This window comes from Corynebacterium sp. LaCa54 (assembly GCF_046717495.1).
Taxonomy (GTDB): domain Bacteria; phylum Actinomycetota; class Actinomycetes; order Mycobacteriales; family Mycobacteriaceae; genus Corynebacterium; species Corynebacterium kefirresidentii.
Genome location: NZ_CP177115.1, coordinates 2,043,677 through 2,068,980 on the forward strand (window position 1 = coordinate 2,043,677; position 25,304 = coordinate 2,068,980).

A 25,304-nucleotide genomic window follows, 5' to 3' on the forward strand; every position below is an offset into this window, starting at 1 on the left:
TGTGAGTTATTCTTCGCCTCTTTTGCAGCGCGCCGGTGCCGCGGAGCACCAGGACGCAACCGTACTCGATGCCCAAGGCGTGGCCTGGCACTATGGCAATCCGCTGGGTGAGCAACGAGCTGCCGATGGCGGCACCATAGTCATCGACCGTTCCCAACGCCGCGTCATCCGTGTCAGCGGCAAGGACGCCGCCGAGTTTCTTAATAATTTGCTTTCGCAAAAGCTGGATACCGCCCCCGTGGGCTTTAGCGCCGGTGCCCTTGACCTAGACATCCAAGGACATATCCTCCACCACATGGATATCGTCCGCACCGAAGACGCCTTTCTTATCGACGTCCCCGCGGCCCAATTCGACTCCCTTTTCAAGTTCCTCACCATGATGATCTTTTGGTCCGAGGTCACCGTAGAGGAGGCTGATATCGCCATCCTCACCCTCCTGGGTGAAACCGATATTCCCCTACCACCCATGGTGGAGTTTTCCCGCCAGGTTCAGTGGACCGGAATCAATCGCGTTGACCTGGGAGTTCCGCGCGAATCCTTGGTTGAGGCAACGAAGCTCTTGGAGGAATCCGGCGCGCGACTGGCCGGGCTTATGGCGTTTACCGCCGAGCGTGTGCGGGCCCGTGAGCCGGAGCTGGCAGCGGATCTAGATAATAAATCCATCCCCCACGAGGTACCGCAGTGGATTAGCCGTAGCGCAGATAATCCGGCCCACGTCCACCTCAATAAGGGCTGTTACCGCGGTCAGGAAACGGTAGCGCGCGTGGAAAACCTCGGCCGCTCTCCTCGCCTATTGGTGCAGCTACACCTCGACGGCTCAGCCCCGCAACGGCCGAATGTGGGCGATGACATTACTTTCAATGGACGTAAGGTAGGCCGCATCGGCACGATCGTGGATGACTGCGATTTTGGCCCCATTGCCCTAGGCCTCGTGAAGCGCTCTGCGCTGGACGCCGGCACCCTAGAGGTGGGCGATACGGCGGCTTCTATCGATCCTTCTTCCATCCCCGAAGATGAGGGCCCCAAGGCCGGACGTGAGGCGGTAAACCGGCTGCGCGGACGTTAGATCTCCCACTAGCTAGGGGGCGGTGCGGAATTTTTTCGTCACACAGGCTATTGTGTCTTACAGGAAGATACTCAATAGACAAGTCGATGGGGCGCCCAAGAATCCCTGGCGCGCCCTACTAACCCAAGGGGGTCATGCACATGGGACGCGGACGCGCAAAGGCAAAGCAGACCAAAGTTGCACGCCAGCTCAAGTACAACTCACCCGAGATGGATATCGAGTCCCTACAACGGGAACTCGCCGCACAGCAAGAGGGTGACTCCCGCGATTATGAAGAGGATGACCCATACGCCGACTACGTCGATGAATGGGATGACGACCGCGACGAACGCTAATCTTCCGCTCGCCGCCGGATAGTTCAAGGGCCCTAGGATTTCCTAGGGCCCTTCCTCATGCCCTCCCCTAGCGGGACAAGACACTTTTAGAAATTTGGGTGCTCGCCGTGCATGAGCACGCGCGGCTCTTCGCCAGACGCGGAGCGAACGGTGCCCAGCTCCCACGCATCGATGTGGCGCGCAGTAAGCATCGCTAGGGCGCGGTCGCGGTCTTCAGGGTTGACCACGGCAATCATACCCACGCCCATATTGAAGGTCTTCTCCATCTCAGCCAGCTCCACCTTGCCCACTGAGGAAATGAGCTTGAAAATCTGACCCGGGGTCCACGAAGCGCGGTTAATATCGGCGGCTAGGCCTTCCGGGATGACGCGCTCGAGGTTGCCGGCCAGCCCACCGCCGGTGACGTGGCAGAAGGTGGATACAGAGCACTCACTGGCCAAAGCCAGGCAGTCCTTGGCGTAGATGCGGGTAGGCTCCAGCAGTTCCTCTCCGAGGGGACGGCCGAGTTCCTCCACGTGGCCGTCGAGAGGCATGCCAGCCTGCTCCAAAAGGACGTGGCGGGCCAAAGAGTAGCCATTGGAGTGCAAGCCGGAAGACCCCATGGCGATGAGCACGTCGCCATCACGGACCTTATCGGGGCCGAGCACGCCATCAGCCTCAACGACGCCCACCGCGGTGGCGGAGACATCGTATTCATTTTCTTCCATCATGCCGGGGTGTTCGGCGGTCTCGCCGCCCAATAGCGCGGCACCGGCCTGCACACACCCCTCGGCGATGCCCTTGACTACCTCGGCCACCTTTTCCGGCACGACCTTGCCCACGGCAATATAGTCCTGCAAGAAAAGCGGCTCCGCGCCGCAGACGACGAGATCATCGACGCACATGGCGACCAAGTCGATGCCGATGGTCTCGTGCTTGTCCATGGCCTGGGCCACGGCCAGCTTGGTGCCAACGCCATCGGAACCCGCGGCCAAGATGGGCTCCTTATAATCGCCGAGCTTAAACAGGCCGGCAAAGCCGCCGAGGCCGCCAAGGACCTCGGGGCGGGTGGCGCGCTTGGCGTGCGGGGCGAAAAGCTCAACGGCGCGGTCGCCCTCTTCGATGCTGACGCCGGCTGCGGCGTAGGTATTGTCACTCATGGTTTCAAAAGTCCTTTGTTATTTGGTGCCGAGCAAGGTGCGCACGGCGTCTGCATTGGAGTTTCCGGCGGGCAGGCCGAGCGGGTACTCGCCCGTGAAGCAAGCGGTGCACAGCTCGGACCGGGGCTGCTCGGTGGCGGCCACCATCTCCTCAACGGAGACAAAGCCCAGGGAATCGGCGCCGATGGTGTCGCAGATAGTGGCGCAAACGGTTTCCGGATCGTCGGAGGGGCTGGCATTGGCAATCAGCTCGCCTGGGGAGGCGAAGTCAATGCCGTAGAAGCACGGCCACTTCACCGGCGGGGAGGCGATGCGCACGTGCACCTCAGCGGCGCCGGCCTCGCGCAGCATGCGGATGAGAGCGCGCTGGGTATTGCCGCGAACGATGGAATCATCCACCACGACGAGCTTCTTGCCGTTGATGACCTCGCGCAGCGGGTTGAGCTTCAAGCGGATGCCCAGCTGGCGCAGGGTCTGGGTGGGCTGGATGAAGGTGCGACCTACATAGGCGTTTTTGACCAAACCGTGGGCGAAGGTGATTCCCGATTCGCGGGCATAGCCTACGGCGGCTGGATTACCGGATTCGGGTACTGGGATGACGAGGTCCGCGCCCTCCGCGGGGTATTCGCGGGCCAAGCGGCGGCCAATATCCACACGGGAGGCGTTGACGGAACGGCCCTTGATATCGCTATCCGGGCGGGCCAAGTAGACGTATTCGAAGACGCAACCGTGGCGCTTTGCCGGCGCGAAGTTCACGGATCGGATGCCAGCCTCATCGATGGCGACGAGCTCACCGGGTTCAATCTCGCGGATGAACTGGGCGCCGCAGATATCGAGCGCACAGGTTTCGGAGGCCACGACCCAGCCCTTGGCCAGGCGGCCAAGGACAAGCGGGCGCACGCCGTGCGGGTCGCGGGCGGCGTACATGGTGTGCCCATCGGTAAAGGTCAGGCAGAAAGCGCCCTTAACGCGCGGGAGCAGATCGCGGGCGGAGTCGAAGACGGAGGTGTCTTCATCCACGCCGTCGGCAAGCAGCATGGACAAGCACATGGAGTCAGAAACGGATTCCTCGTGCGGCTTGATGAGGCCGCGTTGCACGGCCTCCTCGCGCAGCTCCAGGTAGTTGACCAGATTGCCGTTGTGCCCAAGGGCAATGTCTACCCCGGTGGAGGAGGTAGAAAACATGGGCTGCACGTTGGACCATTCCTTGCCGCCGGCGGTGGAATAGCGCGTGTGCCCCACCGCTACGTTTCCTTGCAGGGCAGACAGGGTGGATTCATCAAAGATATTGGCCACCAGGCCCATGTCTTTGAATACGACGATGCGGTCATCATCGCCCACCGCGATGCCGGCGGCCTCCTGGCCGCGGTGTTGCAGGGCGAAGAGCCCAAAGTAGGTTAGCTTGGAGACTTCCTCCCCGGGAGCCCAAACGCCGTAGACGCCGCACTCTTCGCGGGGCTCCTGCTCATTGTGATCGTCAAGATTGGTGATACTAGGAGTATGTACTTCTACCACGGCGTTGAGTTTAGCCTGTCGCGCCGCCGGAAACTAACGGAATGAGCGGCAACCACTGCGCGATTTCGCCCGCGCGGGAGCCAGAAGCATCCACGCGACCAGTACTTACGGCCTCCTCCCAGTCCGCCAATCCGGTGGCAAGGCGCAGCCAGGTTTCCGGATCAGTCTCCACCACATTGGGTGGGGTGCCGCGGGTATGGCGGGGTCCCTCAATGCATTGCACCGCAACAAATGGGGGTACGCGCAGCTCCACGGAGTGACCCGGCGCGTCGGCTTCGAGGGTGCGAGCGGTGCGCCGGACGGCGTCGGCAAGCAGGGTCCTACCTGGCTTATCATGCTCCGCCGGGGCGGCAATCCAGTCTTTGATGGCCATGACGGCCGCGCGGGTGGCAGCGGGATCGACGGGCTTTTTCATAGCTACATCATAACTACTGTTATCTTGTTGTTTATGTCACCTACGCCTTCCGTTGCGGAAAATCAGAAATCGCCGGCGCTGACGCTGCGCTTTATGGCATCGCCAACCGACGTCACCATGGCCGGCGCCCCCGGCATCAGCGGCGGACGCGTCCTGGAATGGATTGATAAGGCCGCCTATGCCTGCGCCGTGCAGTGGTCCGGCCAATACTGCGTGACCGCATACGTGGGCCATATCCATTTCACTCGGCCGATCCCCTCCGGGCACATCGTGGAGGTACGCTCGCGCATCGCCATGACCGGCCGGTCTTCCATGCACATCGTCAATGAGGTGCTTTCGGCTGACCCGCGCGAAGGCATCTTCACTCGCGCCTGCGATTGCCTGGTCATCTTCGTAGCCAAGGACCCTGCCACTGGCAAGTCCACCCCGGTGCCGCCCTTCGTGCCGGAAACCGATGAACAGTGCCGCGTAGAAGAAGCAGCCAAGTCCCGCATTGAGCTGCGCAAGGCCATCGAGGCGGAGATGGAAGAGCAAACCTATGACGGGCCTTCCGATGCCCCGCGCATGGTCAACCGCTTCCTAGCCAAGCCCACCGACGTCAACTGGGGCGGCAAGGTCCACGGCGGCACCGCCATGCAATGGATCGATGAGGCCGGTGCGGCCTGCACCATGGAGTGGTCCGCCGAGCGCACCGTAGCTGTCTATGCCGGTGGCATCCGCTTCTACCGCCCGATTTCCATCGGCGACCTCATCGAGGTCGACGCCCGCATGATGCGTACCGATACCCGCTCGATGCAGATGTCCATCCACGTCCGCTCCGGCAACCCCCGCGGCGGCCGTGAGCACTTGCAAACCGCCATCCATGCCACCGTGGCCTATATCGCCCTCGATCATGATGGTCAGCCACAGGTGGCCCGCCCCTTCCATCCGCGTACCGAGGAAGATAAGCGCTTGGCCGAGCACGCCACCGTGCTGCGCGAGCTACGCGCCAAGTACTCGCCAAAACCTTTGGTGGTGGCGCCGACAAATCAGCACATCGATTAACTGCTCTCCCCTCGTTTCGGTGTTAGCAAGTCCATAGTGGCAGCGGCAACCCCGTCTTTATGCTTTAGATGGATTTATACGCGGACGACGGTTTCCTGCCGTCTGCTCTTATATCCACACAGAAACGAGGGAATATGCACACCCCAACTTTGCGCCGGTCGGTACGCACCGGCCTTGCCCTGATAGCTTCGGCCTGCCTCTTGGCGTCCTGCCAGAATCCGGATAACCGCCCAGCGGACGAAACTTCGGCCACCACACCCGAGTCTTCCGCCTCGCACAGCCCCACCAGTTCTGAGCCCGCGACCACAGAAGCAACCGAAACCTCCGCCACGGAAAGCGAGGGCCCACGCGCCACCGCCGAGGGACACGTGGTGGTCCTTTCTACCGGCGGCACTATCGCCAGCACACACGATAAGACTGGCGCGGTGGTGCCTACCGTTACTGGCTCCAAGTTGGTGGAACCGCTTTCTGGCACCTTTGATAACAACAAACTCACGTTAGAGGTCAAAGACATTGCTAAGCTGGATTCTTCCGCGATGACCTTGGACGATACCGATAGCATTATCACGGCCGTACACAAGGAGCTGCAGCGCAAGGACGTCGATGGTGTTGTGGTAACCCATGGCACCGATTCCATGGAAGAGACCGCCATCGCTGTCGATACCTTCCAAGACAGTGAGAAGCCGGTGGCCTTAACCGGTGCAATGCGCCCCTTTGATGATCCGAATCCAGATGGCCCGGATAACTTGGCGCTCGCGGTGAAGACCGTCACCGATCCCGCCAATAGGGGCCGCGGCACGTTTATCGCCTTTGCGGATCAGGTCATTCCTGCCCGCGGCGCTTTCAAGTCCGATACGTCCAAAGCCGATGGCTTTGCCAATAACAATGGCGAGAAGCAGCCTCAGCGCCCGAAGGCTCTGAAGTTTAAGCCACTGGGCAATACCCGCGTCGATATTATCGCCGCCTACCCCGGTGCGCCGGCTGATCTCATCCAGCGTTCCTTGGACAGCGGCGCCGAAGGCATCGTCATTGAGGGCATGGGCGCCGGCAATATCGGCGACGAGCTAGCACAGGCCGCTCAGGCCGCGGCCAAGAAGGTTCCGGTGGTGCTCACCACCCGCGTGGACCACGGCCCAGTGGAGGGAATCTACGGCGGAGCCGGTGGCGGTGCCACGCTTGCCGACGCCGGCGTTATCTCCTCTGGCACCCTGCGCGCGCCCCAAGCACGTATGCTGCTAGCCGCTGCGATTACGACCGGCACCGATGCTGAGGATCTCTTCGCTCACGCTGAATAAACACTCGCCTTGGAGCACCGGCTGGTGGAGTCACCACATTAATGAACGAGTTTTCATCAGCCACGCTTAGTTTCGACCTCGTCCCCGTCCGCATAGTCCGCCAAGAAGCGAAGAAACCGGTGAGCCGGCTCTGGGAGTCGGTTCTGCGAGCTCCACACCACACGTAGAGGCCGGTCAAACTTGATCTCAGCTACCGGAACCTCTATATACTCACCGGTGGCCAACTGCGACTCCACTGCTCGCCTGGCTATAACCCCTGGAGCGCCTAAGGCACCTATAGCAGCGCGTTGCGCCCCCAGAGATCCAAATTCTCCTGCAGGAGGAGCGAGTGACCCCAGAATGTCCTCTACTACCTCCCGCGTGCCGCTTCCCTGCTCACGCAGAACCAAAGGAGTAGTCTGCAGCTCCTCCTTAGTTACTGCAGCCATCCCCTTCAATGGTGCTGAAACTGTAGAAGTCCCAGCTTCATTTCGGTTATCCACCCGAGCCCAGTGATGGCCTGCGGGGACGACAACAACGAGTTCATCGTGTCCGGCTACACGCTGTTGCAATTCATGGGATACCCAGTTGCCTTCCACAATGGCCAATTCCGCCAATCCCTGTACTACGTAGCGCTGGGCCTCCCGGCTATTGAGCTGGCGCATACGCAGAAAAGTTTTCGGGTGAGCACGTTGAAACGCCGCAGCCCAGCGCGGGTAATCTACCTCGGCGACTGTATGCGAGACCACCAATTTAATTTCCTCGGTGACGCCTTCACCGATGGCTCTCTCAAGACCACGCGCGCAGTCGTTCAAGGCACCCTCTAGCACCTCGAGTACCCGGACAACCTGGGAGCCGACTTCCGTAGTAAAACTACCCGCAGCTCCACGCCAAAAAATGCGTTGATTTAGATGCCTTTCAAAATTGGCAATGCGATTACTCACCGACTGTTGGGAGACATTCAGGTGTATGGCGGCCTGATTCATACCCCCATACCGTGCCACAGCAAGTACGGCGTCGACTGTCTGGGCATCGGGGACAAATCCGCGCCGAACTGGTAAAAAGTCATCACTACTACCGATTCGCGAGGGGTACATATTTTCATTGTAACCCCGTCCAGAATGAACGCCCTCCCGCAATTCTGCCGTAAAGCTTAGCCTCAAGCGCATGTTAAAAATTCAGAACGAGATAGACCTTCCCCCGCTCGGCCCAGGCTGGGCCGGGGCCGTTATGGGCCTCGGAATCTCTTCTACTCTTATCGACGTACACGTAACTCCCCTATTAGGCTCGGCCCCCTCGAAAGCCATGCTTGGGGTTGTAACAATTCTTGCTATATCACTCGTATTTGGGTTTCTAAAGCACCATAATCCGGGATTTTACGCCGCCGACATGCCTGCTTGGGGCATGGTATCTATGGGCATACTTTCTTTGGGTAGCGCCTACTCCCTCATTTATGATGCCTGGTCGGTTCATACCTTGTGCTGGGCAATAGGAACGGTTCTCGGCGCGGTGACGTGCATCCGTTTTCTCGTGTTTCTCATCTGCGATCGCCCGTCAGCCCCCGCTTTCACCTGGGGACTACCGCTGGTTGCCCCCATGGTTGCGGCTACCTCCTCAGCTCAGTTGGCACCGCATGCCGGCGAGTGGGGATCGATAGTCCACAGCATTGGCGTAATCAGTTTTGCATTGGCTTGGCTTACAGGATTGCCTACATTCGCCTTCGTTTACCTGCGTACCATTCCGAAAATTCCTACCAGCTTCGCTGCCACTGCTTGGATCCCGCTCGGGCTGGTAGGCCAATCTACCGCGGGAGCACAATTGCTTGCAGGTGAACAATGGCACTTCCGCGCAATGGTCTACGGTGTAGCGATGCTCGGGCTTGGCATCCCGCTGGCCATTTACGCCATGAGCAAGCACTGGGGAGCGGCCCTAGGAAGCACCCCCATGTCTTATAACCCCACGTGGTGGGCTAGTACATTTCCCGTAGGTACCTGCTGTCTTGGTAGTCATACTTTGTCCACCCAACCTGCGGCACTGACGTTGGGCATGGGATGGATGGATACCATCAGCGCCGCCCTTCTAGTGCTGCTTCTTGTCCACGTCATGTGGGCTACTATCGGCGCAGCCGTGATCGGCTGGGCAAAAGCACGCTGAGTTTTCGAGTCTCATGACTTCTAGGTGAATACCCACCGTAGCGGCGTCAGTATGTGTACCCCCCTTCCATCTAAAAAGGAGTTTACAGGCAGTCCGGCAATTCCTGGGTGGAGGAGATAGACGTGCTAATAGTCGACCTACCCCTAGACGACGACCATCCACACCGCAACCAGGTGCACCACCGCCGCCGCAATCGTCGCGGTGTGGAAGTGCTCGTGGTAGCCGTAGTAGCGTGCGTTGCGCCCTGGCCACTTAAAGCCATAGACCAGCGCACCGAGCGAATAAACCACGCCGCCGGCAACGAGCAGCCAGACGACGGCCGCGCCGGCTTGCGTCCACAGCGTGGGCAAGAGCGGCAGCACCAACCAGCCCAGCGCTAGGTAAACCACCACGTCCAACCAGCGCGGGTGGCCAATCCACACCAGGTTCAAAATCGCGCCGAGAATCGCTCCTGCCCAGGCAACGCCTAGCATCCATGCCGCCTGTACCGGCGATAACACGATGAGGCACAGCGGCGTATACGTCGCCGCAATAAACACCGAGATGGTCGCGTGATCCGCCCGCCGCCACCACTGCACGGCACGCGCGCTCGCCCACGGATAGCGGTGGTAGAGCGCCGAAACGCCAAAAAGCCCGACCAGCCCCACGCCGTAAACAGTTACGCCAAGCCCCTGCCACCACTGCAGCGTCATCCACGCATAGGTAATGAGCACGGTGGAGGCAATCACCGACAGCAATGCTGCAATCGCATGTCCCCAGCCACGGCTTAGCGGCCTGGGACCGCGGTCGGCCATCCAGTACGTGCGCTGGACAAGGCCCGGCCCCGGCGCGCTATCCGCATGAATCTGTGCCACGAGGTACTTCCCTTCTGCTAGCCGCAACGAACCCGAACAAGAAACCTACGATACCGTAAGTCTACGGACGCAGCCGGAGGGATTCAAGGAAAATCGCCTCGAAATGCTGCTAACTTTCCACAGCAGAACCTTCCTCTACCAGCCCATCAACAATGCGTACCGTCTCCATCGCTACGCGCGTGACCTTGCCAATTAGGTCCACGATGCAGCGCGGATTGCCCACCTCATCGGCCCAATCCTTCGGGTCATTAACAATACCGGAGGCCTTGTCTTTCTTAACCTGGTAACGGTCAATCAGCCAGGCGAGAGCTGAGCGCGAGCCAAGCATATACTCATCCGCCTCCGCAGGAATACCACCGATGGTCACCTGCCTGTTGTAGATCAGCTTGGTCACGTCATTGACGTTTTTGCCTGTCTCCGGGTCCTTGCGCTTGGCCCATATCATCTTCTTAACGCGCCACGTCTCACGGTCAGACTCATCACCCTTGACCTGAATATCCAGCGGCCACGGCTCCACGGACTCGTAGTCCACGTGCAGGTCCATTAATTCTTTACCAGCCGCAGCAAACTTGTCGAACTCCGCACGCGAGGATGGCGTTTCAATATGCGGCAGCATCTTCTTCAAATCCGCCGCATTCTTCGTGCGATAGCCCGAGTCATGCAACTTTCCGTACACAAAGTGGAAGATGTCATCACCGCTTTTCGAATACTACGGCTTTGGACTCCCCCTGTAACCCAAGCATCTCGGCCTGTAGCGAGGCCCAGACTATAATCCTTGAAAATAGAAATCTTGTTTGGCTTTTGCCCCCAGTACCGGCCACTTTTCAAATTCTTCAGAGTGCTGGTGCAACCAGTCACCCTCTTCATTTGGTTCAATGGACTGCCAGTCAATGGTTTCAATCGCGGAGGAGTCGACGATCCCAAGCTTTTCTTCGACTGTCAGATAGTCACTAATGTCTCGGTAGTGAAGCTGGAAACCAGTCTTTGATACCGACGGTGATAGCCACGGAGTTGCGGGAACCAGAGCCGAAGACTTTGCCGCCTTCTTTGCGGGACTGTTCGCCAGCGGTACGTTGGTTGCCGCGAAGGTTAAAAATATAAAGGTCCGTGAAATCCTCGGCCATCGATAAGCGCACACCATCACCCGTATTGCCGTCGATCCACCCGCCATTGGACACGAAGGCTACTACCTCCTGGTCGCCGATGCGGTCGGTGCCCAGCGGAAAGCTCGCAAATAGGAATCGTAGAGGGTTCGCTGAGGCGTCGCCGTGGATTTCACAGCGTAAGTCTCTGCAATGCGCTTATCCAACCCCGGGTATTTCTGGTTGGCGTTTATATCATTGGCGGACTTTTGGCCGGCGGAATATGGCGGGTTGCCAATAACTACGTTGATGGGTGCCTTCTTCTGGCGCTCAATGGTGGCGTTGTTTTCGCGGAAGACGTTGAGGTCCGGAATGTCGCCGTCTTCGTGAATTTGGAAGGTATCCGCTAGAGCGATGTTGTTAAAGGTTACGTAGTCCGGAATTGGTTCCCCGTTGCGCTGCGGACATACTTCAAGGTCGAAATCCGAAAGGACGACACACACTAGGCCCAGCCGAGCACTAAAGGCTGCAATGGCGCTAGACCTAGAGCTGTAGCGAGCCTGCTTGCGGTTCCATTGAACTATGGAAACCATATGGGAGGCTGTGCCTTTCGGAAGCCGCCACTAAGCGGTGATTCGAGGAGAGCTTCCCAGTTTGTCGCCCCCCTCAGTAATATCTTGCCGTTACTAAAAGGGAAGTTGGATGCCGAACTTGTGTAGAAGACTTTCTATCTGCTGCCGGTTGAAATACACCGTTCCCACTGCAATAGTCAGTACACTGGCGAGGGCACCAACTACCGCCCACATCTTCGACTGTGAAGAGGCAACGCTACTTCCTGTTTGTGGCTTGTACCCGCTGTCCGCGGTGGAATCAATATGAGCTTGAGAGTGGTCAGAGACAGAACCAAGCGGCAGACAAGCGGACAGCTCATCGATGGTATAAAACGTCGAGCCCTCACTTATTGGCTCACACCCCTCCTTGAAGGGAATTTCCTTCTCGTTGTACAGCATGCGCACGAGGGTCTCGCCATTGTCATTCTGGAAGGCATCCCACTGGATATTTGCTCCCATTGGGGAGACCTCGTCACCACGCCAATCCGAGTTCTGCCAGGTGTAGAGCTCTCCTGCGGGAACTCCATTCTCTGAGCCAGGCGTTTTCAGCAATGCGGCGAGCGGAATGATGGTTTCCGCGTGACCAAACCTATATTCCGCAGCTATATCACCACCGGCCGCGCGATCCTGTACGCCCTCAATCATTTCCTCAAGCAGTGGCTCATAATTGTCGTAAGAAACAGTGCGACCCTCGATAGCCGGCCCCTTCTCATAGAAGTCTTCTACATCCAATAGGTATGCAAAGGTAGGCCCGCTCGCATCGTCCATGTACTGATCAAATATCCACCCCTCAGCAGGGGTTTTCTCCTCATGAGCAAGTGCTGGAGCAATGATGTACAGATTGTAGAACTGCAGCGCGGCGTCCACTATTCCTTCTACTGTCTTGCCATCCTTTTCACGGGCGCTAAAAGAAATGGACCCATCTTTTAGCTCATCGATAAAATCCGAGGTGAAAATCTTGGACAGCAACTCCTGCGATGCTTCTTGGGAGGCCGGCTTGGAATAAGCTTCCTGGATCTTTTCCTGTAGCTGCGGTGAGTCTTTCCACGCCGAATATTTTTCGTACGACGGTGACTTCTTATCTTTATGCGCATACATCAGGTCGGTGCGTGGCTCGATGGCGACATGCCCATCGTTGGTTCCGTCCACGAGGTTGTCAGCAAGAGTCGGAGCTTCCTTCAGCCACGCCGCACCGAAATTCCAACCAGAGTCATTAGCGCGGTCTTCACCCGAAGAGATGAATTTCACCTTGGAGTCGTCCCTGTCGATGCTGTGCATAAGCTCGGCATTGCGTTGCGCATTGCGCTGACCAATCCCCCGCAGTTCTTCCCGCCCAACTGCGGTGAGGTTTCCGTATCCGGCGTCTTGTCCGGCGCCACCGGCCAATTCCTCATTCACGGAAATCATCGCTTCTACCTGCGGAATGAGCTTTTCTCCTAAATCCGTGAGCTCACCACGCTCCTGAGCATACTCCAGCATTTGCTGTGCGAGGTCGTCATACTTAAAGCTAGACAGTCCACGCGAGCCATGCCGGTTCACCGTGGAGGTATAAATCTGTCGGAATCCTGCGGGTGCTTCGGAGTACTCCCGCCCCTGCGGTTCATAGTGCTGCTTGGTGGAGTAAGAGTAATAGGAACCATGCTCGGCGGCGGTGGCTGGCACTGTTACACCAGCACACGCAACGGCGGCAATAAGAGCGAGAGTACGAATGCGCATTGGACGTTGGCTTCCATGAGTAGTGGATATTTTGAAGAGGGACACACCCACGGTAGGCCGCTGACGTTACGGGAAGGTTGCCTGAAAGGAAAATGATTGAAAAAGAACTCGTACCGACGCTGTTCTTAGCCTTTGTCACTGCTCCTAACGAGCATAAAAGCCCGGCCGAAGCCGGGCTTTCCGCTTTGTCGCTTGGTTGCGTGTGTCCAACGCTGGGAGCGGTTTACTCCACTACGGAGTTAGCACCCACGGCATGGTCGAAGAGGTCAGGCAGGGTGGCAGACCAGGCGGAGACCAGCTGGGAGATGGCGACGGACTCGCCGCCGAGGGTGAGTGCGCCGGTTTCGGTAGTCTCACCCACGATGGCGGCTGGGATGCCGAGCTCGCCGGCGCGGGCAAGCACCTGGTCGGTGCGGTCGGCGGTGGTGGCCACCAGCACGCGGGAGGCGGACTCGGAGAAGGCGGCGACGAATTCGTCCTCGTGGACTGCGGTGAGGTCCAGGTTGAGGCCGAGGCCGGCGCCGTCGGCAGTCGCACCGGCGCGCTTGGCCATCTCAAAAGCAGCCACTGCTAGGCCGCCCTCGGACAGGTCGTGTGCGGCGGTGAGCAGCTCATTGCCGTGGAAGAACTCGGCCAGACGCTTCTCGTTGGCCATGTCTACCTGCGGGGGCAGGCCATTGAGGGAGGAAGCATCGGAGGTATCGGCGCTGACCTGCTGCCAGATGGAGCCGCCGAACTCATCCTTGGTTTCACCCAGAGCGATGAGCACTTCCTTCTCGTCCACGGTGCCCAGCTCGTTGCCGATGGCCTTGTGTACGTCATCGATAACGCCCAGCACGCCCACCACTGGGGTGGGCAGGATCGGCTCTTCGCCGGTCTGGTTGTAGAAGGAGACGTTGCCGCCGGAGACGGGGATGGAAAGCTCCACGGCGGCGTCGGCAAGCCCATGCACAGACTCGCGGAACTGCCACATCACGTCGGGGTTTTCCGGAGAGCCGTAGTTCAGGCAGTTGGTGATCGCGACGGGCTTGGCGCCGGTGACGGCGACGTTGCGGTAGGCCTCCGCCAGCGCGAGGCGGGCGCCCATGTTCGGATCCAGCTTGGTGTAGCGGCCGGAAGCATCGGCGGACACGGCCACGCCGCGGCCGGTCTCCTCATCGATGCGCAGCACGCCAGCGTCCGCATGGTGGGACTGCACGGTATTGCCGCGCACGTAGCGGTCGTACTGGTTCATGATGAAATCGCGCGAGCACAGCGCCGGGGAGGACACGAGCTTCTGCAGGGACTCCACCAGGCCGCGCTTGTCGGTGCCCTGGTACTTCTGCAGCTCGTCCTGCCACTTCGGGCGGGCATACGGGCGGTCATACTCCGGAGCCTCATCCGCAATGGTGCCGGCCGGGGCATCCACGACGACCTCGCCTTGGTGACGGATGACCAGGTGGTTACCCTCGGTGACCTCGCCGATCTCTGCACAGGTGACGTCCCAGTGCTCGCAGATCTCGCGGAACTTCGCCACGTTCTCCGGAGCCACAACGGCGCACATGCGCTCCTGGGACTCGGAGGCGAGGATCTCGGCCGCGGTCATATTCTGCGCGCGCAGCGGCACGTTATCGAGGTTGACCTCCATGCCGCCATCGCCGGAGGCAGCCAGCTCGGAGGTGGCGCAGGCCAGGCCCGCGCCGCCCAAGTCCTGGATGCCTACGACCACGCCGGCGTGGTAGAGGTCCAGGCAGCACTCGATGAGGACCTTCTCCGCGAAGGGGTCGCCCACCTGCACGGCCGGCAGCTTACGCTCGGCGCCGTCCTCGAAGGTATCGGAGGCCAGCACGGAAACACCGCCAATGCCGTCCAAACCGGTGCGGGAGCCGAAGAGCATGACCTTATTGCCCTTGCCGGACGCAAAGGCCAGCTTGAGGTCCTCCACCTTGAGGGTGCCCACACACAGGGCGTTGACCAGTGGGTTACCCGCGTAGGTCTCATCAAAGACGGTCTCGCCACCAATATTGGGCAAACCCAGGGAGTTTCCGTAGCCGCCAATGCCGGAGACCACACCGGGCAGGACGCGCTTGGTATCGGGGGCGTCGGCAGGCCCAAAGCGCAGCTGGTCCATCACGGCAATCGGGCGAGCGCCCATGGCCATGATGTCGCGCACGATGCCGCCCACGCCGGTGGCCGCACCCTGGTAGGGCTCCACGTAGGAGGGGTGATTGTGGGACTCCACGCGGAAGGTCACCGCGTTGCCGTCGCCAATATCCACCACGCCGGCGTTCTCACCGATGCCGGCGAGGATCTTCTCCCCCATCTCCTCGGTCATGGTCTCGCCAAAATAACGCAGGTGCGTCTTGGAAGACTTATAGGAGCAGTGCTCGGACCACATAACGGAGTACATGGTCAGCTCCGCATCGGTAGGGCGGCGGCCCAGAATATCGTGGATGCGCTGGTACTCGTCATCCTTCAGGCCGAGCTCCGCGTAGGGCTGCTGCTCATCCGGGGTGGACTGTGCCTTTTCTACGGTGTCATTATGAACGGTCATTAAAGTGGCCTCCTTAAACCGCCGGCGCCTGGGCGACGGCCTTGATGGCGGATACGAAAAGTCCCAGTCCGTCGGTGGATGGGCCGGTCAGCGTGTCAATGGCGTGCTCTGGGTGCGGCATGAGGCCCACGATGCGGCCAGATTCATCGCTGACACCGGCAATGCCGTTGACAGAGCCGTTGTAGTTATCGGTATAGCGGAAGACCACGCGGCCCTCGCCTTCGATGCGGGCGATATCATCATCGCCGGCCTGGAAGCGGCCCTCACCGTGCTTGGCCGGCACCAAAATCTTCTGGCCCTGCTCAAACTCGCTGGTCCATGCGGTGGTGGAATTGGCCACCTCCAGGTAGGTATCGGTGCAGTGGAAGTGCAGGCCCTTATTGCGGGTCAGCGCGCCCGGCAGCAGGCCCGCCTCGGTCAAAATCTGGAAGCCATTGCAAATGCCAAGCACCGGCATGCCCTGCTTCGAACGGTCAATAACGGACTGCATCACCGGCGCAAGCGCGGAAATAGCGCCCGAACGCAGGTAGTCACCATAAGAAAAACCGCCCGGCACTACGACCGCATCCACGCCGTGCAGATCGCTATCTGCGTGCCAGAGGCTTTTCACCTCTGCGCCGGCGGTGCGGGCTGCGCGAGCGGCATCCACATCATCCAGGGTTCCGGGGAAAGTGATTACTCCGATTGTTGCGGCCACTTACTTGACCTCCAGCCCAACAACCTCGTAGTCCTCGATGACGGTATTGGCCAGCAGTGTGGCGGCTACCTTATCTAGGTCCTCTGCGGTTACAGAGTCGTCGACCTCGATTTCGAAGCGCTTTCCCTGGCGCACATCGCTGACACCGGATACCCCGATGCGACCCAGCGCGCGGACGACGGCTTGGCCCTGCGGATCCAGAATTTCCGCCTTGGGCATGACATTGACAACTACACGAGCCATGAAAATATTGCCTTACTGTATGGGGCTTTGGTCTGCGCGGCTTAGTTTAGTTGGCACCCCCTGCTTTTACCTAGACTCACCCCCGCAGTGTGGGTTTCACCCCGCTTGGGCAAACTCTACGTGAACCTCAAACAACGCTCTGGCAAACTCCGGCGTGCGCTCCACCCCGCCCCGGCGCGGCGATCTACTAATAGACATCGCACACTATCGCTCTCATTTAAGGTTGAATCTATGTCTTCTCGTCGCCTAGGTGCGCTGGCGCTCGCCACCGCCTTGTCTACTGCCGCCCTTGCTGTACCCACTGCCACGGCTGCCACCGACGGCTCCGCCGCAGTCATCTCAGAGGTCTACGGGGGCGGTGGCAATAAGGGCGCTGCCTTCACCCATGACTTCATCGAGCTCTATAACCCCACCGATGCCCCGATTGACCTGAGCGGCTATACCGTGGAGTATTTCTCCGCCTCCGGCAACACGGGCGGCAAGGTAGTGCTTTCGGGCACCATCGCCCCGCATGGCTACTACCTCGTGCAGGGAGCGGCCGGCAATGGAGCGGGCGATGCACTGCCTACCCCAGATGCCGAGGGCAACCTCAACATGTCCGGTTCCAAGGGCTCCGTGCAGCTTGCCGACGCCACCGGATCCCCCATCGATGCCATCGGCTACGGCGCCGCTTCCCTCAAGGAGGGCACCGCTGCTGCGGGTCTGTCCAATGCCAAATCCGCCTCTCGCGACGCCGAGGGCACCGATACCGATGACAATGCCGCCGACTTCACCAGTGGCGCTCCCACCCCGACTAATACCGGTAATAAGGCTCCCTCCCCTCAGCCTGAGGATCCGGCCGAGCCCGAGCAGCCAGCTCCCGAAGGCGTGACCGCCATCGCGGATATCCAAGGCACCGGCGCTGAGTCCCCGCTCAAGGACCAGACCGTTACCACCGAGGGTGTTGTCACCGGCGTGTGGAGCGAGGGTGGCCTCAATGGCTTCACTATCCAGACGGGCGGGACCGGTGCCGAAGCTACCGATGCCTCCCAGGCCCTCTTCGTGTACATGGGTGATAAGCCAGCCGACCAGTACCCGGACCTCGAGGATTCCGTTGCGGTCACCGGCAAGGTCTCCGAGTTCTATGGTTCCACCCAAATCACCGCCGCCGAGGTCACGCAGCTCGATGCCCCGCTAGAGAAGGTCACCCCACTGAAGGTCGACCAGCTTCCTGATGGCAACGAGGCCCGCGAGCCCTTCGAGCACATGCTCATCCAGCCCGGCGAGCACACCGTAACCAATAACTACGCCCTCAACCAGTACGGCGAGATTGGCCTTGCCCCTGGCAAGGAGGCCTTCCGCCAGCCTTCCGATATCTTCTCCCCTTCCACGGATCCCAATTCCGATATCCAGAAGCTGACCAAGGACAACGCCGATAAACTGGTCACCTTGGACGATGGCCGCACCCGCGATTACCTCAAAACCGACCAGGAAACCCCACTGCCATATATCGCCCAGGACGATGCCCACACCATCAAATCCCTGCGCACCACCGATACCGTCTCTTTCCAGCACCCGGTCATCGTGGGCTTTTCTCACGAGCAGTGGCGCTTCCAGCCCACCACCCCGGTTACCGGCAACACCGCGGGCGCAGACCTGCCCATCTCTTGGGAGGACTCCCGCGAGGCTGAGCTGCACGCCATCGATGACGTCAAGGGCGAATACACCATCGGCGCCTTCAACGTTTTGAATTACTTCACCTCCCTGGGCGAGGAATTCGGCGGCAGCGCCTACACCGACCGCGAGGGCAATAAGGTCACGGTCAACCGCGGTAAGACCCGCGGCGCCTATACTCAGTCCGCACTCGCGGACCAGGAACGCAAGATTGTCGCGGCCATCAACGGCCTCGATGCCGATGTCATCGGCCTTTCCGAAATCGAAGATGGCTACGCTGTCACCGGTGACTTTGCCCAGCGCGATAAGGCACTCAAGCACCTGACGGAAAAGCTCAATGAGGCCGCCGGCTCCGATAAGTGGGCCTTCGTTCCTTCCCCGTCCAAGGACGCCGTACCAGACTCCCCGGATGTCATCCGCACCGCGTTTATCTACCACAAGGATGTGGTGAAGCCTGTCGGCGAGTCCCGCATCTTCCAGGACGATCGCTTCACCGGCACCGCCCGCGAGCCTCTTGCCCAGGAATTCCAACCGCTAAAGGAGGGCGAGGAGTCCTTCGTTGCCGTGGCCAATCATTTCAAGTCCAAGGGCTCGGTGGCCAAGGGCGATGCCGATTCCGGCGATGGCCAGGGCAATAACCCGAACGTGCGCAACGCGCAGGCACAGGCCGTCCTCGATGCCCTCCACAAGCAGGAAGACTGGAAGGATAAACCGCTTTTCGCCCTCGGTGATTTCAATACCTATACTCACGAGACCGCGCTCGACGTCTTCCGCAACGATGGCTTTACCGTGCCCGCCGAAAAATATGGTGCCGATCCCTCCTACCAGTTCTCCGGCCTGCTTGGCACCTTGGATCACGTGCTGGCGAACGAGGTAGCCACCGGCACGCTTGACGACGCCCAAGTCTGGAACGTCAATGCCGACGAACCCGTCGCCTTCGAGTATTCCCGCCGCAACTACAATATCGTCGACTTCTACGATGACTCCCCGTTCCGCGCCTCTGACCATGACCCAGTCAAGGTCGGTTTCACCCTCGGTGCGGACGACTCCGCCGGCCAGCCAGACGATCCTGCGGATGATCCTGCAGATGTTCCGGCGGATAAGCCTTCCGATGAACCTTCCGATAAGCCAGAGGACAAGCCGTCAGAAAAGCCCGGTAAGCCTGGCTTCGGTTCCAACTCCAGCACTAGCTCTGTCGGCGCCGGTATCGCCGCTGCCATCGCGGCTATCGCCGGCCTCGTCGCCATCCCCGGCTTCCTCGCTGTGACCGGCAATCTCCAGAAGGCCATCCCGGCCCCGATCTGGGGCATGCTGCCGCAAGAAGTAAAGAACTTCATCACCAGCCTGCAGCGCTAATCGCCCACAGACGCAGACCCCGCTCGCTTCGGAGAAATCCCAAGCGTGCGGGGTCTTAATTTTTGCGATTTCAACGATTTCGTCCATCTAAAACACTACAACCGTTGACGGAAACAGGGTTTTAGATGGACGAAATCGTGCTACCGGGCATAGACACCACCAACCATCCCCGCCACTTTTGTTCGCAGAACCTCTGACGAGGGAATGCGCTCCCTAATTTGGCAGGAAGGCGCCATAATCGGCAGGGGTCGCCCCAGCGTTAATAGCCCGGTCGGCAGCTTTGACGAAGTCATGGATCACCTTGCGGTCATCTAGGTTGCGGCCGGACACGGACAGGCGAACGGTATTGCCGCGCTGCGCGGACCGCTCTGCTGCACGAATGATGTTCTTGCGCCACCACTTAGCGGAGCCAAAGCCCTCGCCAAAGGACAAGTTACGGGCCTGGTGGAATTTGCCGGAATTGATCTGCAAAACACCGCGGGTAGAGGCTGCCACCTCAAACTTAAACTGTGGCAATACCTGCAGGGTGCCGGGAGACATGCGCCAGCGCGGCGGGGCGAAAATTGTGGGTTCGAAGCCGATCTTGGCCATCTGACGGGTCGCACCCGCGAGTCGCAGCTTTGCCTCGTGGGAGTCGAGATTCGCAAACTCTGCACGACGTCCCTGCACCGAGCGGTCGAAACCGTTGAGGATGAGTATGCGACCGGCATCGGCTTGGTCTCGGAGCCAGCTTTTGGTGTCTTTATCTTTCGCAAGGTGCCAGTTGCCGTCGATATGCGGGGCAATAAGCAGGGAAACAGGAATCTCCTCTCGATCAAGGATCGAGAGGAGCCGGCTAGCCTGCTTCCGTGTGCCATCAAAGATGCTGGAGATCGATACCAGAAGGTGGCCATTCATAAGAAAAATTATCGCACAGGAATTTAGGATTCGCGCGCTGGCCCCCTATCCGGGTTTTACTTCTCCAGACCGGTGGCCTTATTGATCGTCCACGCATACTCGAAGGCGTTTTGGCGCCACTTTTCATAACGGCCGGACACTCCACCGTGGCCTGCAGCCATTTCAGTTTTGAGCAGGAACTCACCGCCGGTGGCCGTCGCTCGCAGCTGGGCAATCCACTTGGCCGGTTCAACGTAGAGCACGCGGGTATCGTTTAGCGAGGTAATAGCCAGGATGTCCGGGTAGTCTTTGGCCTCAATATTCTCGTACGGCGAGTAGGACTTCATGTAGTCATAGACCTCAGGATCGTGGTACGGGTCGCCCCACTCCTCCCACTCAGGCACGGTAAGCGGCAGTTCCGGCATGAGGATCGAGGTCAGAGGATCCACGAACGGAACAACGGCTTGGATGGCGGTAAAGCGGTCTGGGGCCATATTGGCGATTGCACCCATAAGCATTCCGCCGGCCGAACCGCCCTCGGCCACCATTTGGTCTGCGGTGGTCACGCCTCGGGCGATGAGGTCATCGGCGACGTCGATGAAGTCAGTAAAGGTGTTTTTCTTTTTGAGCATTTTGCCATCGTCGTACCACGTGCGCCCCATCTCGCCGCCGCCGCGTACATGGGCAACCGCAAAAATCATGCCGCGGTCCATCAGGGACAGGCGGGTAACGGAGAAGGCCGGATCGACACTGACCTCGTAAGAGCCGTATCCGTAGAGCAGGGTCGGATTCGGCTGGGTGCGGTCGAGGTCGGCGCGGTGGACAATGGATACGGGGATATCGGTGCCGTCGGCAGCCGTGGTCCACAGGCGGTAGGCCACGTAGTCATCCGGGTTATAACCGCCGGGAACCTCCTGCTCCTTGAGCAGGGTAAATTCGCCGGTGTCCACGCGGTAATCAAAGAGCTGGGAGGGCTGGGTGAAAGACACGTAGCTCACGCGAAGCACCGGCGCGTCCCACTCCGGGTTACCGGATACGGAAACGGTGAAGAGCTCCTCATTGAAGTTGAGCTCTTCGAACTCGCCAAAGCCGTCGCTAATGCGCATGATGGCGGCGCGGCCGATGCCACCGCGACGGTAACCCACCACGATTTGGTCGCGGTAGGTATCCACGCCCTCGATGCGGGTGGTTTCCTTATGAGGCAGGAGCGCGGGCAGATCCCGAAGAGCGGGCAGGTCGCCTTCGGCCTTGGTATAGCCCACCTCGAAGTTGGGGCCGGTGGCGTTGTGGGTGACGATCCAGTAGTCCTCGCCCTTAACGACGGCGTGATCGACGTCGTAGTCCACGCCAGATTCGCGCTCCCACAGCAGGCGGAATTCACCCTCGGGGTTGTCTTCTTCGAGGACCCACACCTCAGAAGTCACCTTGGAGCTCACGCCAAGGAAGAGGTATTTATCAGAGCGAGCGCTGCCGATGCCGACGTTGAAGTGCTCATCTTCTCCCTTAAACACCTGCACGTCCTCGGACTGCGCGGTGCCTACCTTGTGGCGCCAGATGGCGTCAGGGCGCCATGCCTCGTCGACGGTCGTGTAAAAGATATAGCCGTCGCCGGCCCAGGTGGCGCCGTAGAAGATGCCCTTGAGGTGGTCGTCGAGAAGCGCTCCGCTTTCCAAGTCCTTAATATAGAGCTCAAAGCGCTCGTCGCCGGCGAAGTCCACGGAATAGGCCAGGTAGCGGCCGGAATCAGAGATGGAGGCGGCACCGAGGGCAAAGAAGTCCTTGCCCTCCGCCAGCGCGTTGGCGTCGAGGATAATCTCCTCGCCTTCCGGGGTGCCTTCCTCTGGGATAACCGGGGCAGTCCATGGGTCAGCCCCCTCCTCTACCGGGAGCCGGCAAGAGTAGCCGTAGCTCTTGCCCTCCTCGGTACGGCCGTAGTACCAGTAATCGCCGCGGCGAGAAGGCACGGACATATCGGTTTGCTTGATGCGGGACTTAATCTCCTGGAAGATATTCTCCGTCATCTCATCCAAGTGCGCGGTCTTCGCCTTGGTGTAATCATTTTCTGCGTTGAGGTAATCCAGGGTTTCCTGGGATTCCTTATCGCGCAGCCACTCGTAGTTATCCACGAACTCGCGGCCGTGGAAGGAACGGGTCACGGGGTGGACGGCGGCCACGGGGGCGGAAAGATTCTCGTTGCTCATGCCGCCCCACTGTACGCGTGGCGCCCCAGGGCTGGAAGCCTAAGGGGAGTTAGGCCTCGGGCGAGAGGAAGTCCGCGAAGCGCTCGCCGGAAAGCCGCTCGTAGGCCTCGATGTAGCGCAGGCGGGTGGCGGAAACGACGTCGTCGGGAAGCTGGGGCGGGGTACCGTCGGCGGCTTGATCCCATCCGGAGGCGTCAGAAGTCAGCCAATTGCGCACGTATTGCTTGTCGAAGGACGGCTGGACCTCGCCCTCCACGTAGGAATCGGCCGGCCAGTAGCGGGAGGAATCTGGGGTAAGGACCTCATCGGCCAGCACGAGGGTGCCGTCTTGGTCTAGGCCGAACTCGAACTTGGTATCGGCGAGGATAATGCCCTTCTCCTCCGCGAGCGCGGCGGCCTCGGAGTAGATGCGAAGGGTGGCCGCGCGCAGCTCCTCGGCGCGCTCGGCGCCCAGCTTGTCCACCACCAAGTCGAAAGAGACGTTCTCGTCGTGCTCGCCCTGCTCCGCCTTGGTGGCCGGAGTGAAGATGGGCTCAGGCAGGCGGGAAGCCTCAGCCAGGCCCTCCGGCAGCTTGATACCGCACACGGTGCCGTTGGCCTTGTACTCCTTCAGGCCGGAACCGGTGAGGAAGCCGCGGGCCACGCACTCGAAGGGCAGCATATCCAGCTTCTTGACCACCATCGCGCGGCCGAGGCACTCGGCGGGGATGCGCTCATCATCGAGCGGGCCGGCCAGGTGGTTGGGGAAATCGATGGAGTCGAAGAAGAACTTCGAGGTCGCTGTTAGCACGCGGCCCTTGTCCGGGATGGCCGGTTCGAGGGCGTGGTCGTAGGCGGAGATGCGGTCCGAAACCACCATCAACAGGGTGTTTTCGTCTACATCGTAGATATCGCGGACCTTGCCGGAGGCAAGATGGGTATAAGAAGAAAGCTCAGGTCGCATGACCTTCATTCTAGCGCCCAGGGGTAGCGAGCACGTTTCGATCAAATAAGCCGCGAAAACCGCGTGGGATTCGGGGGTTATTTGATCGAAATGCGAAAAGCGGGGCGCACTGCAACAGGTGGGGCGCACCGCGACGGGAAGGCGCCCTGCGCGGCTCGTTTTAGAGGATCTCGCCCGGGGTATAGGCCGCGGCCTTGGGGTGCTCGCCTACCAGGGCGTTGATGCGGTTGAGCACCTGACTGACCTGGGACTCGGCGGCGCCGATGAAGGCGTGCTTATCGGCTAGGGCGGCCTCGAGGTCGGACTCGTCCATGGGCAGGCGGTCATCGGCGGCGAGGCGTTGGACTAGGTCCTGCTCTCCGCCGTTTTCGCGCATATTGAGCGCAACGGCTACGGCGTTTTCCTTGATGACCTCGTGGGCGGTCTCGCGGCCCACGCCGGCGCGCACGGCCGCCATGAGGATGCGGGTGGTAGCCAGGAAGGGCAGGTAGCGCTCCAATTCGCGGTCAATCATGGCGGGGAAGGCGCCGAACTCGTCGAGGACGGTGAGGAAGGTTTCGAATTGGCCGTCGAGGGCAAAGAAGGCGTCGGGAAGCGCGACGCGGCGGACGACGGAGCAGAAGACATCGCCTTCGTTCCACTGCTGGCCGGCCAGGTCTGCGGCCATGGTGAGGTAGCCGCGGAGGATGACCTGCAGGCCGCCAACGCGCTCGCAGGAGCGGGCGTTCATCTTGTGCGGCATGGCAGAAGAGCCGACCTGGCCTTCCTTGAAGCCTTCGGTGACGGTCTCATTGCCGGCCATCAGGCGGATGGTGGTGGCCAACGAGGACGGGGCGGCGCCGAGCTCCACCAGGGCTGAGATGGCGTCGAAGTCGAGGGAGCGTGGGTAGACCTGGCCCACGGAGTTGAAGATGCGGTGGAAGCCCAGGTAATCCGCAATGGCGGTCTCTAGGGAGGCAAGTTTGTCTTCGGAGCCGCCCATGAGATCCAGCATGTCCTGGGAGGTGCCCATTGGCCCCTTGATGCCGCGCAGCGGGTAGCGCGCAAGAAGATCTTCGACGCGCTCTATGGCCAGCAACATCTCGTCGCCGGCCGTAGCAAAGCGCTTGCCCAGGGTAGTAGCCTGCGCGGCCACGTTATGGGAGCGGCCGGCCATAACCAGGGACTGGTACTCGGCGGCGTGACGGCCGATGCGGGAGACCACGGCGATGGCTTTATCGCGGATGATCTCCAGCGAGGTGTGGATTTGCAGCTGTTCCACGTTCTCGGTGAGATCGCGGCTGGTCATCCCCTTGTGGATGTGCTCGTAACCGGCCAGCGCATTGAACTCCTCGATGCGGGCCTTCACATCGTGGCGGGTGACGCGCTCGCGCTCCGCGATGGACTCGAGGTTCACGTCTTCCACCACGGCCTCGTAGGCATCGATGACTTTGGAGGGGATGTCTACGCCCAAATCCTTTTGGGCGCGCATAACCGCAATCCAGAGCTTGCGTTCCAGGATGATTTTATGCTCCGGGCTCCAGATATTGGACAGCTCTGCGGAGGCATAGCGGGAGGACAGGACGTTGGAAATCTTCTTCTTTTCAGCCACGTGACT

The 25,304-nt window shown here is 60.2% G+C and carries 19 protein-coding genes and 1 pseudogene; 6 read left to right on the top strand and 14 right to left on the bottom strand.

Features of this window, described 5'->3' with window-relative positions:
• Window position 1: 1 nt before the first annotated feature.
• Both ACLI1M_RS09950 and ACLI1M_RS09955 read left to right on the top strand, forming a co-directional pair.
• Window positions 2-1,066, top strand: a complete 1,065-nt coding sequence (locus ACLI1M_RS09950; protein ID WP_248100195.1) for a YgfZ/GcvT domain-containing protein — start codon at window positions 2-4, stop codon at window positions 1,064-1,066.
• Between the two features lie 140 nt (window positions 1,067-1,206).
• Window positions 1,207-1,401 carry a DUF3073 domain-containing protein gene (locus tag ACLI1M_RS09955; protein WP_023019866.1) on the top strand — a complete coding sequence of 65 codons (195 nt, stop codon included), beginning with the start codon at window positions 1,207-1,209 and terminating at the stop codon, window positions 1,399-1,401.
• 86 nt (window positions 1,402-1,487) lie between these two features.
• Here ACLI1M_RS09955 and purM read toward each other — a convergent pair whose 3' ends face one another.
• Genes purM through ACLI1M_RS09970 form a run of 3 tightly spaced genes read right to left on the bottom strand, consistent with a single transcriptional unit; the run spans window position 1,488 to window position 4,470 of the window.
• Window positions 1,488-2,540: a phosphoribosylformylglycinamidine cyclo-ligase gene (gene purM, locus ACLI1M_RS09960; protein WP_248100193.1), complete on the bottom strand. Its 1,053-nt coding sequence runs from the start codon at window positions 2,538-2,540 to the stop codon at window positions 1,488-1,490.
• Between the two features lie 18 nt (window positions 2,541-2,558).
• Complete coding sequence (purF, locus tag ACLI1M_RS09965) at window positions 2,559-4,055, bottom strand: amidophosphoribosyltransferase (RefSeq protein WP_248100191.1); 1,497 nt, start codon at window positions 4,053-4,055, stop codon at window positions 2,559-2,561.
• A 10-nt stretch (window positions 4,056-4,065) separates the two neighbouring features.
• Window positions 4,066-4,470: a sterol carrier family protein gene (locus tag ACLI1M_RS09970; RefSeq protein ID WP_248100189.1), complete on the bottom strand. Its 405-nt coding sequence runs from the start codon at window positions 4,468-4,470 to the stop codon at window positions 4,066-4,068.
• A gap of 33 nt (window positions 4,471-4,503) precedes the next feature.
• Here ACLI1M_RS09970 and ACLI1M_RS09975 point away from each other — a divergent pair, with 33 nt between their 5' ends.
• Complete coding sequence (locus tag ACLI1M_RS09975) at window positions 4,504-5,514, top strand: acyl-CoA thioesterase (protein WP_248100187.1); 1,011 nt, start codon at window positions 4,504-4,506, stop codon at window positions 5,512-5,514.
• 134 nt (window positions 5,515-5,648) lie between these two features.
• Window positions 5,649-6,809 carry an asparaginase gene (locus ACLI1M_RS09980; protein ID WP_248100185.1) on the top strand — a complete coding sequence of 387 codons (1,161 nt, stop codon included), beginning with the start codon at window positions 5,649-5,651 and terminating at the stop codon, window positions 6,807-6,809.
• A gap of 56 nt (window positions 6,810-6,865) precedes the next feature.
• Here the strand turns inward: ACLI1M_RS09980 and ACLI1M_RS09985 are convergent, their stop codons facing one another.
• A complete protein-coding gene (locus tag ACLI1M_RS09985; RefSeq protein WP_311201252.1) occupies window positions 6,866-7,957 on the bottom strand; it encodes a LysR family transcriptional regulator in 1,092 nt (363 codons plus the stop codon).
• Here ACLI1M_RS09985 and ACLI1M_RS09990 point away from each other — a divergent pair.
• On the top strand, window positions 7,956-8,942 hold the full coding sequence (locus ACLI1M_RS09990) for a tellurite resistance protein (RefSeq protein ID WP_248100183.1): 987 nt from the start codon (window positions 7,956-7,958) through the stop codon (window positions 8,940-8,942). The genes ACLI1M_RS09985 and ACLI1M_RS09990 overlap by 2 nt on opposite strands.
• Before the next feature lie 143 nt (window positions 8,943-9,085).
• Here the strand turns inward: ACLI1M_RS09990 and trhA are convergent, their stop codons facing one another.
• The 6 genes and pseudogenes from trhA to purS all read right to left on the bottom strand — a co-directional run bounded on the left by trhA (window position 9,086) and on the right by purS (window position 16,678).
• On the bottom strand, window positions 9,086-9,796 hold the full coding sequence (trhA, locus tag ACLI1M_RS09995; RefSeq protein WP_374048529.1) for a PAQR family membrane homeostasis protein TrhA: 711 nt from the start codon (window positions 9,794-9,796) through the stop codon (window positions 9,086-9,088).
• 109 nt (window positions 9,797-9,905) lie between these two features.
• Window positions 9,906-11,486 (bottom strand): annotated as a pseudogene (locus ACLI1M_RS10000) (type ISP restriction/modification enzyme); the annotation flags it as partial.
• 78 nt (window positions 11,487-11,564) lie between these two features.
• Entirely contained in the window at window positions 11,565-13,205 is a 1,641-nt protein-coding gene (locus ACLI1M_RS10005; RefSeq protein ID WP_248100181.1) for a histidine-type phosphatase, read from the bottom strand.
• Window positions 13,206-13,428: 223 nt separating this feature from the next.
• A complete protein-coding gene (gene purL / locus ACLI1M_RS10010; RefSeq protein WP_248100179.1) occupies window positions 13,429-15,738 on the bottom strand; it encodes a phosphoribosylformylglycinamidine synthase subunit PurL in 2,310 nt (769 codons plus the stop codon).
• A gap of 13 nt (window positions 15,739-15,751) precedes the next feature.
• The gene (purQ, locus tag ACLI1M_RS10015) at window positions 15,752-16,435 is read right to left on the bottom strand and encodes a phosphoribosylformylglycinamidine synthase subunit PurQ (RefSeq protein ID WP_239208389.1); all 684 of its coding nucleotides are present in this window, start codon (window positions 16,433-16,435) and stop codon (window positions 15,752-15,754) included.
• Window positions 16,436-16,678, bottom strand: coding sequence for a phosphoribosylformylglycinamidine synthase subunit PurS (gene purS / locus ACLI1M_RS10020; protein WP_049360085.1), 243 nt, complete (start codon window positions 16,676-16,678; stop codon window positions 16,436-16,438).
• A gap of 231 nt (window positions 16,679-16,909) precedes the next feature.
• On the opposite strand from purS, the gene ACLI1M_RS10025 reads away from it, so the two are divergent.
• Complete coding sequence (locus tag ACLI1M_RS10025; protein WP_411706551.1) at window positions 16,910-19,687, top strand: ExeM/NucH family extracellular endonuclease; 2,778 nt, start codon at window positions 16,910-16,912, stop codon at window positions 19,685-19,687.
• A gap of 213 nt (window positions 19,688-19,900) precedes the next feature.
• Here ACLI1M_RS10025 and ACLI1M_RS10030 read toward each other — a convergent pair whose 3' ends face one another.
• From ACLI1M_RS10030 to purB, 4 genes are all read right to left on the bottom strand, one after another.
• Window positions 19,901-20,584, bottom strand: coding sequence for a DUF2334 domain-containing protein (locus ACLI1M_RS10030; RefSeq protein ID WP_248100175.1), 684 nt, complete (start codon window positions 20,582-20,584; stop codon window positions 19,901-19,903).
• Between the two features lie 56 nt (window positions 20,585-20,640).
• Complete coding sequence (locus ACLI1M_RS10035) at window positions 20,641-22,764, bottom strand: S9 family peptidase (protein ID WP_049377368.1); 2,124 nt, start codon at window positions 22,762-22,764, stop codon at window positions 20,641-20,643.
• A gap of 49 nt (window positions 22,765-22,813) precedes the next feature.
• A complete protein-coding gene (locus ACLI1M_RS10040; protein ID WP_297846909.1) occupies window positions 22,814-23,707 on the bottom strand; it encodes a phosphoribosylaminoimidazolesuccinocarboxamide synthase in 894 nt (297 codons plus the stop codon).
• Window positions 23,708-23,867: 160 nt separating this feature from the next.
• Window positions 23,868-25,298, bottom strand: coding sequence for an adenylosuccinate lyase (gene purB / locus ACLI1M_RS10045; RefSeq protein ID WP_411706552.1), 1,431 nt, complete (start codon window positions 25,296-25,298; stop codon window positions 23,868-23,870).
• Window positions 25,299-25,304: the final 6 nt, after the last annotated feature.

What these genes read in the sequence shown, in the direction of transcription:
- ACLI1M_RS10035 (WP_049377368.1), bottom strand. Translation starts at nt 22,764, where the DNA reads ATGAGCAACGAGAATCTTTCCGCCCCCGTGGCCGCCGTCCACCCCGTG.
- ACLI1M_RS10005 (WP_248100181.1), bottom strand. Translation starts at nt 13,205, where the DNA reads ATGCGCATTCGTACTCTCGCTCTTATTGCCGCCGTTGCGTGTGCTGGT.
- ACLI1M_RS09970 (WP_248100189.1), bottom strand. Translation starts at nt 4,470, where the DNA reads ATGAAAAAGCCCGTCGATCCCGCTGCCACCCGCGCGGCCGTCATGGCC.
- ACLI1M_RS09985 (WP_311201252.1), bottom strand. Translation starts at nt 7,957, where the DNA reads ATGCGCTTGAGGCTAAGCTTTACGGCAGAATTGCGGGAGGGCGTTCAT.
- ACLI1M_RS09980 (WP_248100185.1), top strand. Translation starts at nt 5,649, where the DNA reads ATGCACACCCCAACTTTGCGCCGGTCGGTACGCACCGGCCTTGCCCTG.
- ACLI1M_RS09975 (WP_248100187.1), top strand. Translation starts at nt 4,504, where the DNA reads ATGTCACCTACGCCTTCCGTTGCGGAAAATCAGAAATCGCCGGCGCTG.
- ACLI1M_RS09990 (WP_248100183.1), top strand. Translation starts at nt 7,956, where the DNA reads ATGTTAAAAATTCAGAACGAGATAGACCTTCCCCCGCTCGGCCCAGGC.
- ACLI1M_RS09955 (WP_023019866.1), top strand. Translation starts at nt 1,207, where the DNA reads ATGGGACGCGGACGCGCAAAGGCAAAGCAGACCAAAGTTGCACGCCAG.
- purS (WP_049360085.1), bottom strand. Translation starts at nt 16,678, where the DNA reads ATGGCTCGTGTAGTTGTCAATGTCATGCCCAAGGCGGAAATTCTGGAT.
- ACLI1M_RS10040 (WP_297846909.1), bottom strand. Translation starts at nt 23,707, where the DNA reads ATGCGACCTGAGCTTTCTTCTTATACCCATCTTGCCTCCGGCAAGGTC.
- ACLI1M_RS10030 (WP_248100175.1), bottom strand. Translation starts at nt 20,584, where the DNA reads ATGAATGGCCACCTTCTGGTATCGATCTCCAGCATCTTTGATGGCACA.
- purM (WP_248100193.1), bottom strand. Translation starts at nt 2,540, where the DNA reads ATGAGTGACAATACCTACGCCGCAGCCGGCGTCAGCATCGAAGAGGGC.
- ACLI1M_RS10025 (WP_411706551.1), top strand. Translation starts at nt 16,910, where the DNA reads ATGTCTTCTCGTCGCCTAGGTGCGCTGGCGCTCGCCACCGCCTTGTCT.
- purL (WP_248100179.1), bottom strand. Translation starts at nt 15,738, where the DNA reads ATGACCGTTCATAATGACACCGTAGAAAAGGCACAGTCCACCCCGGAT.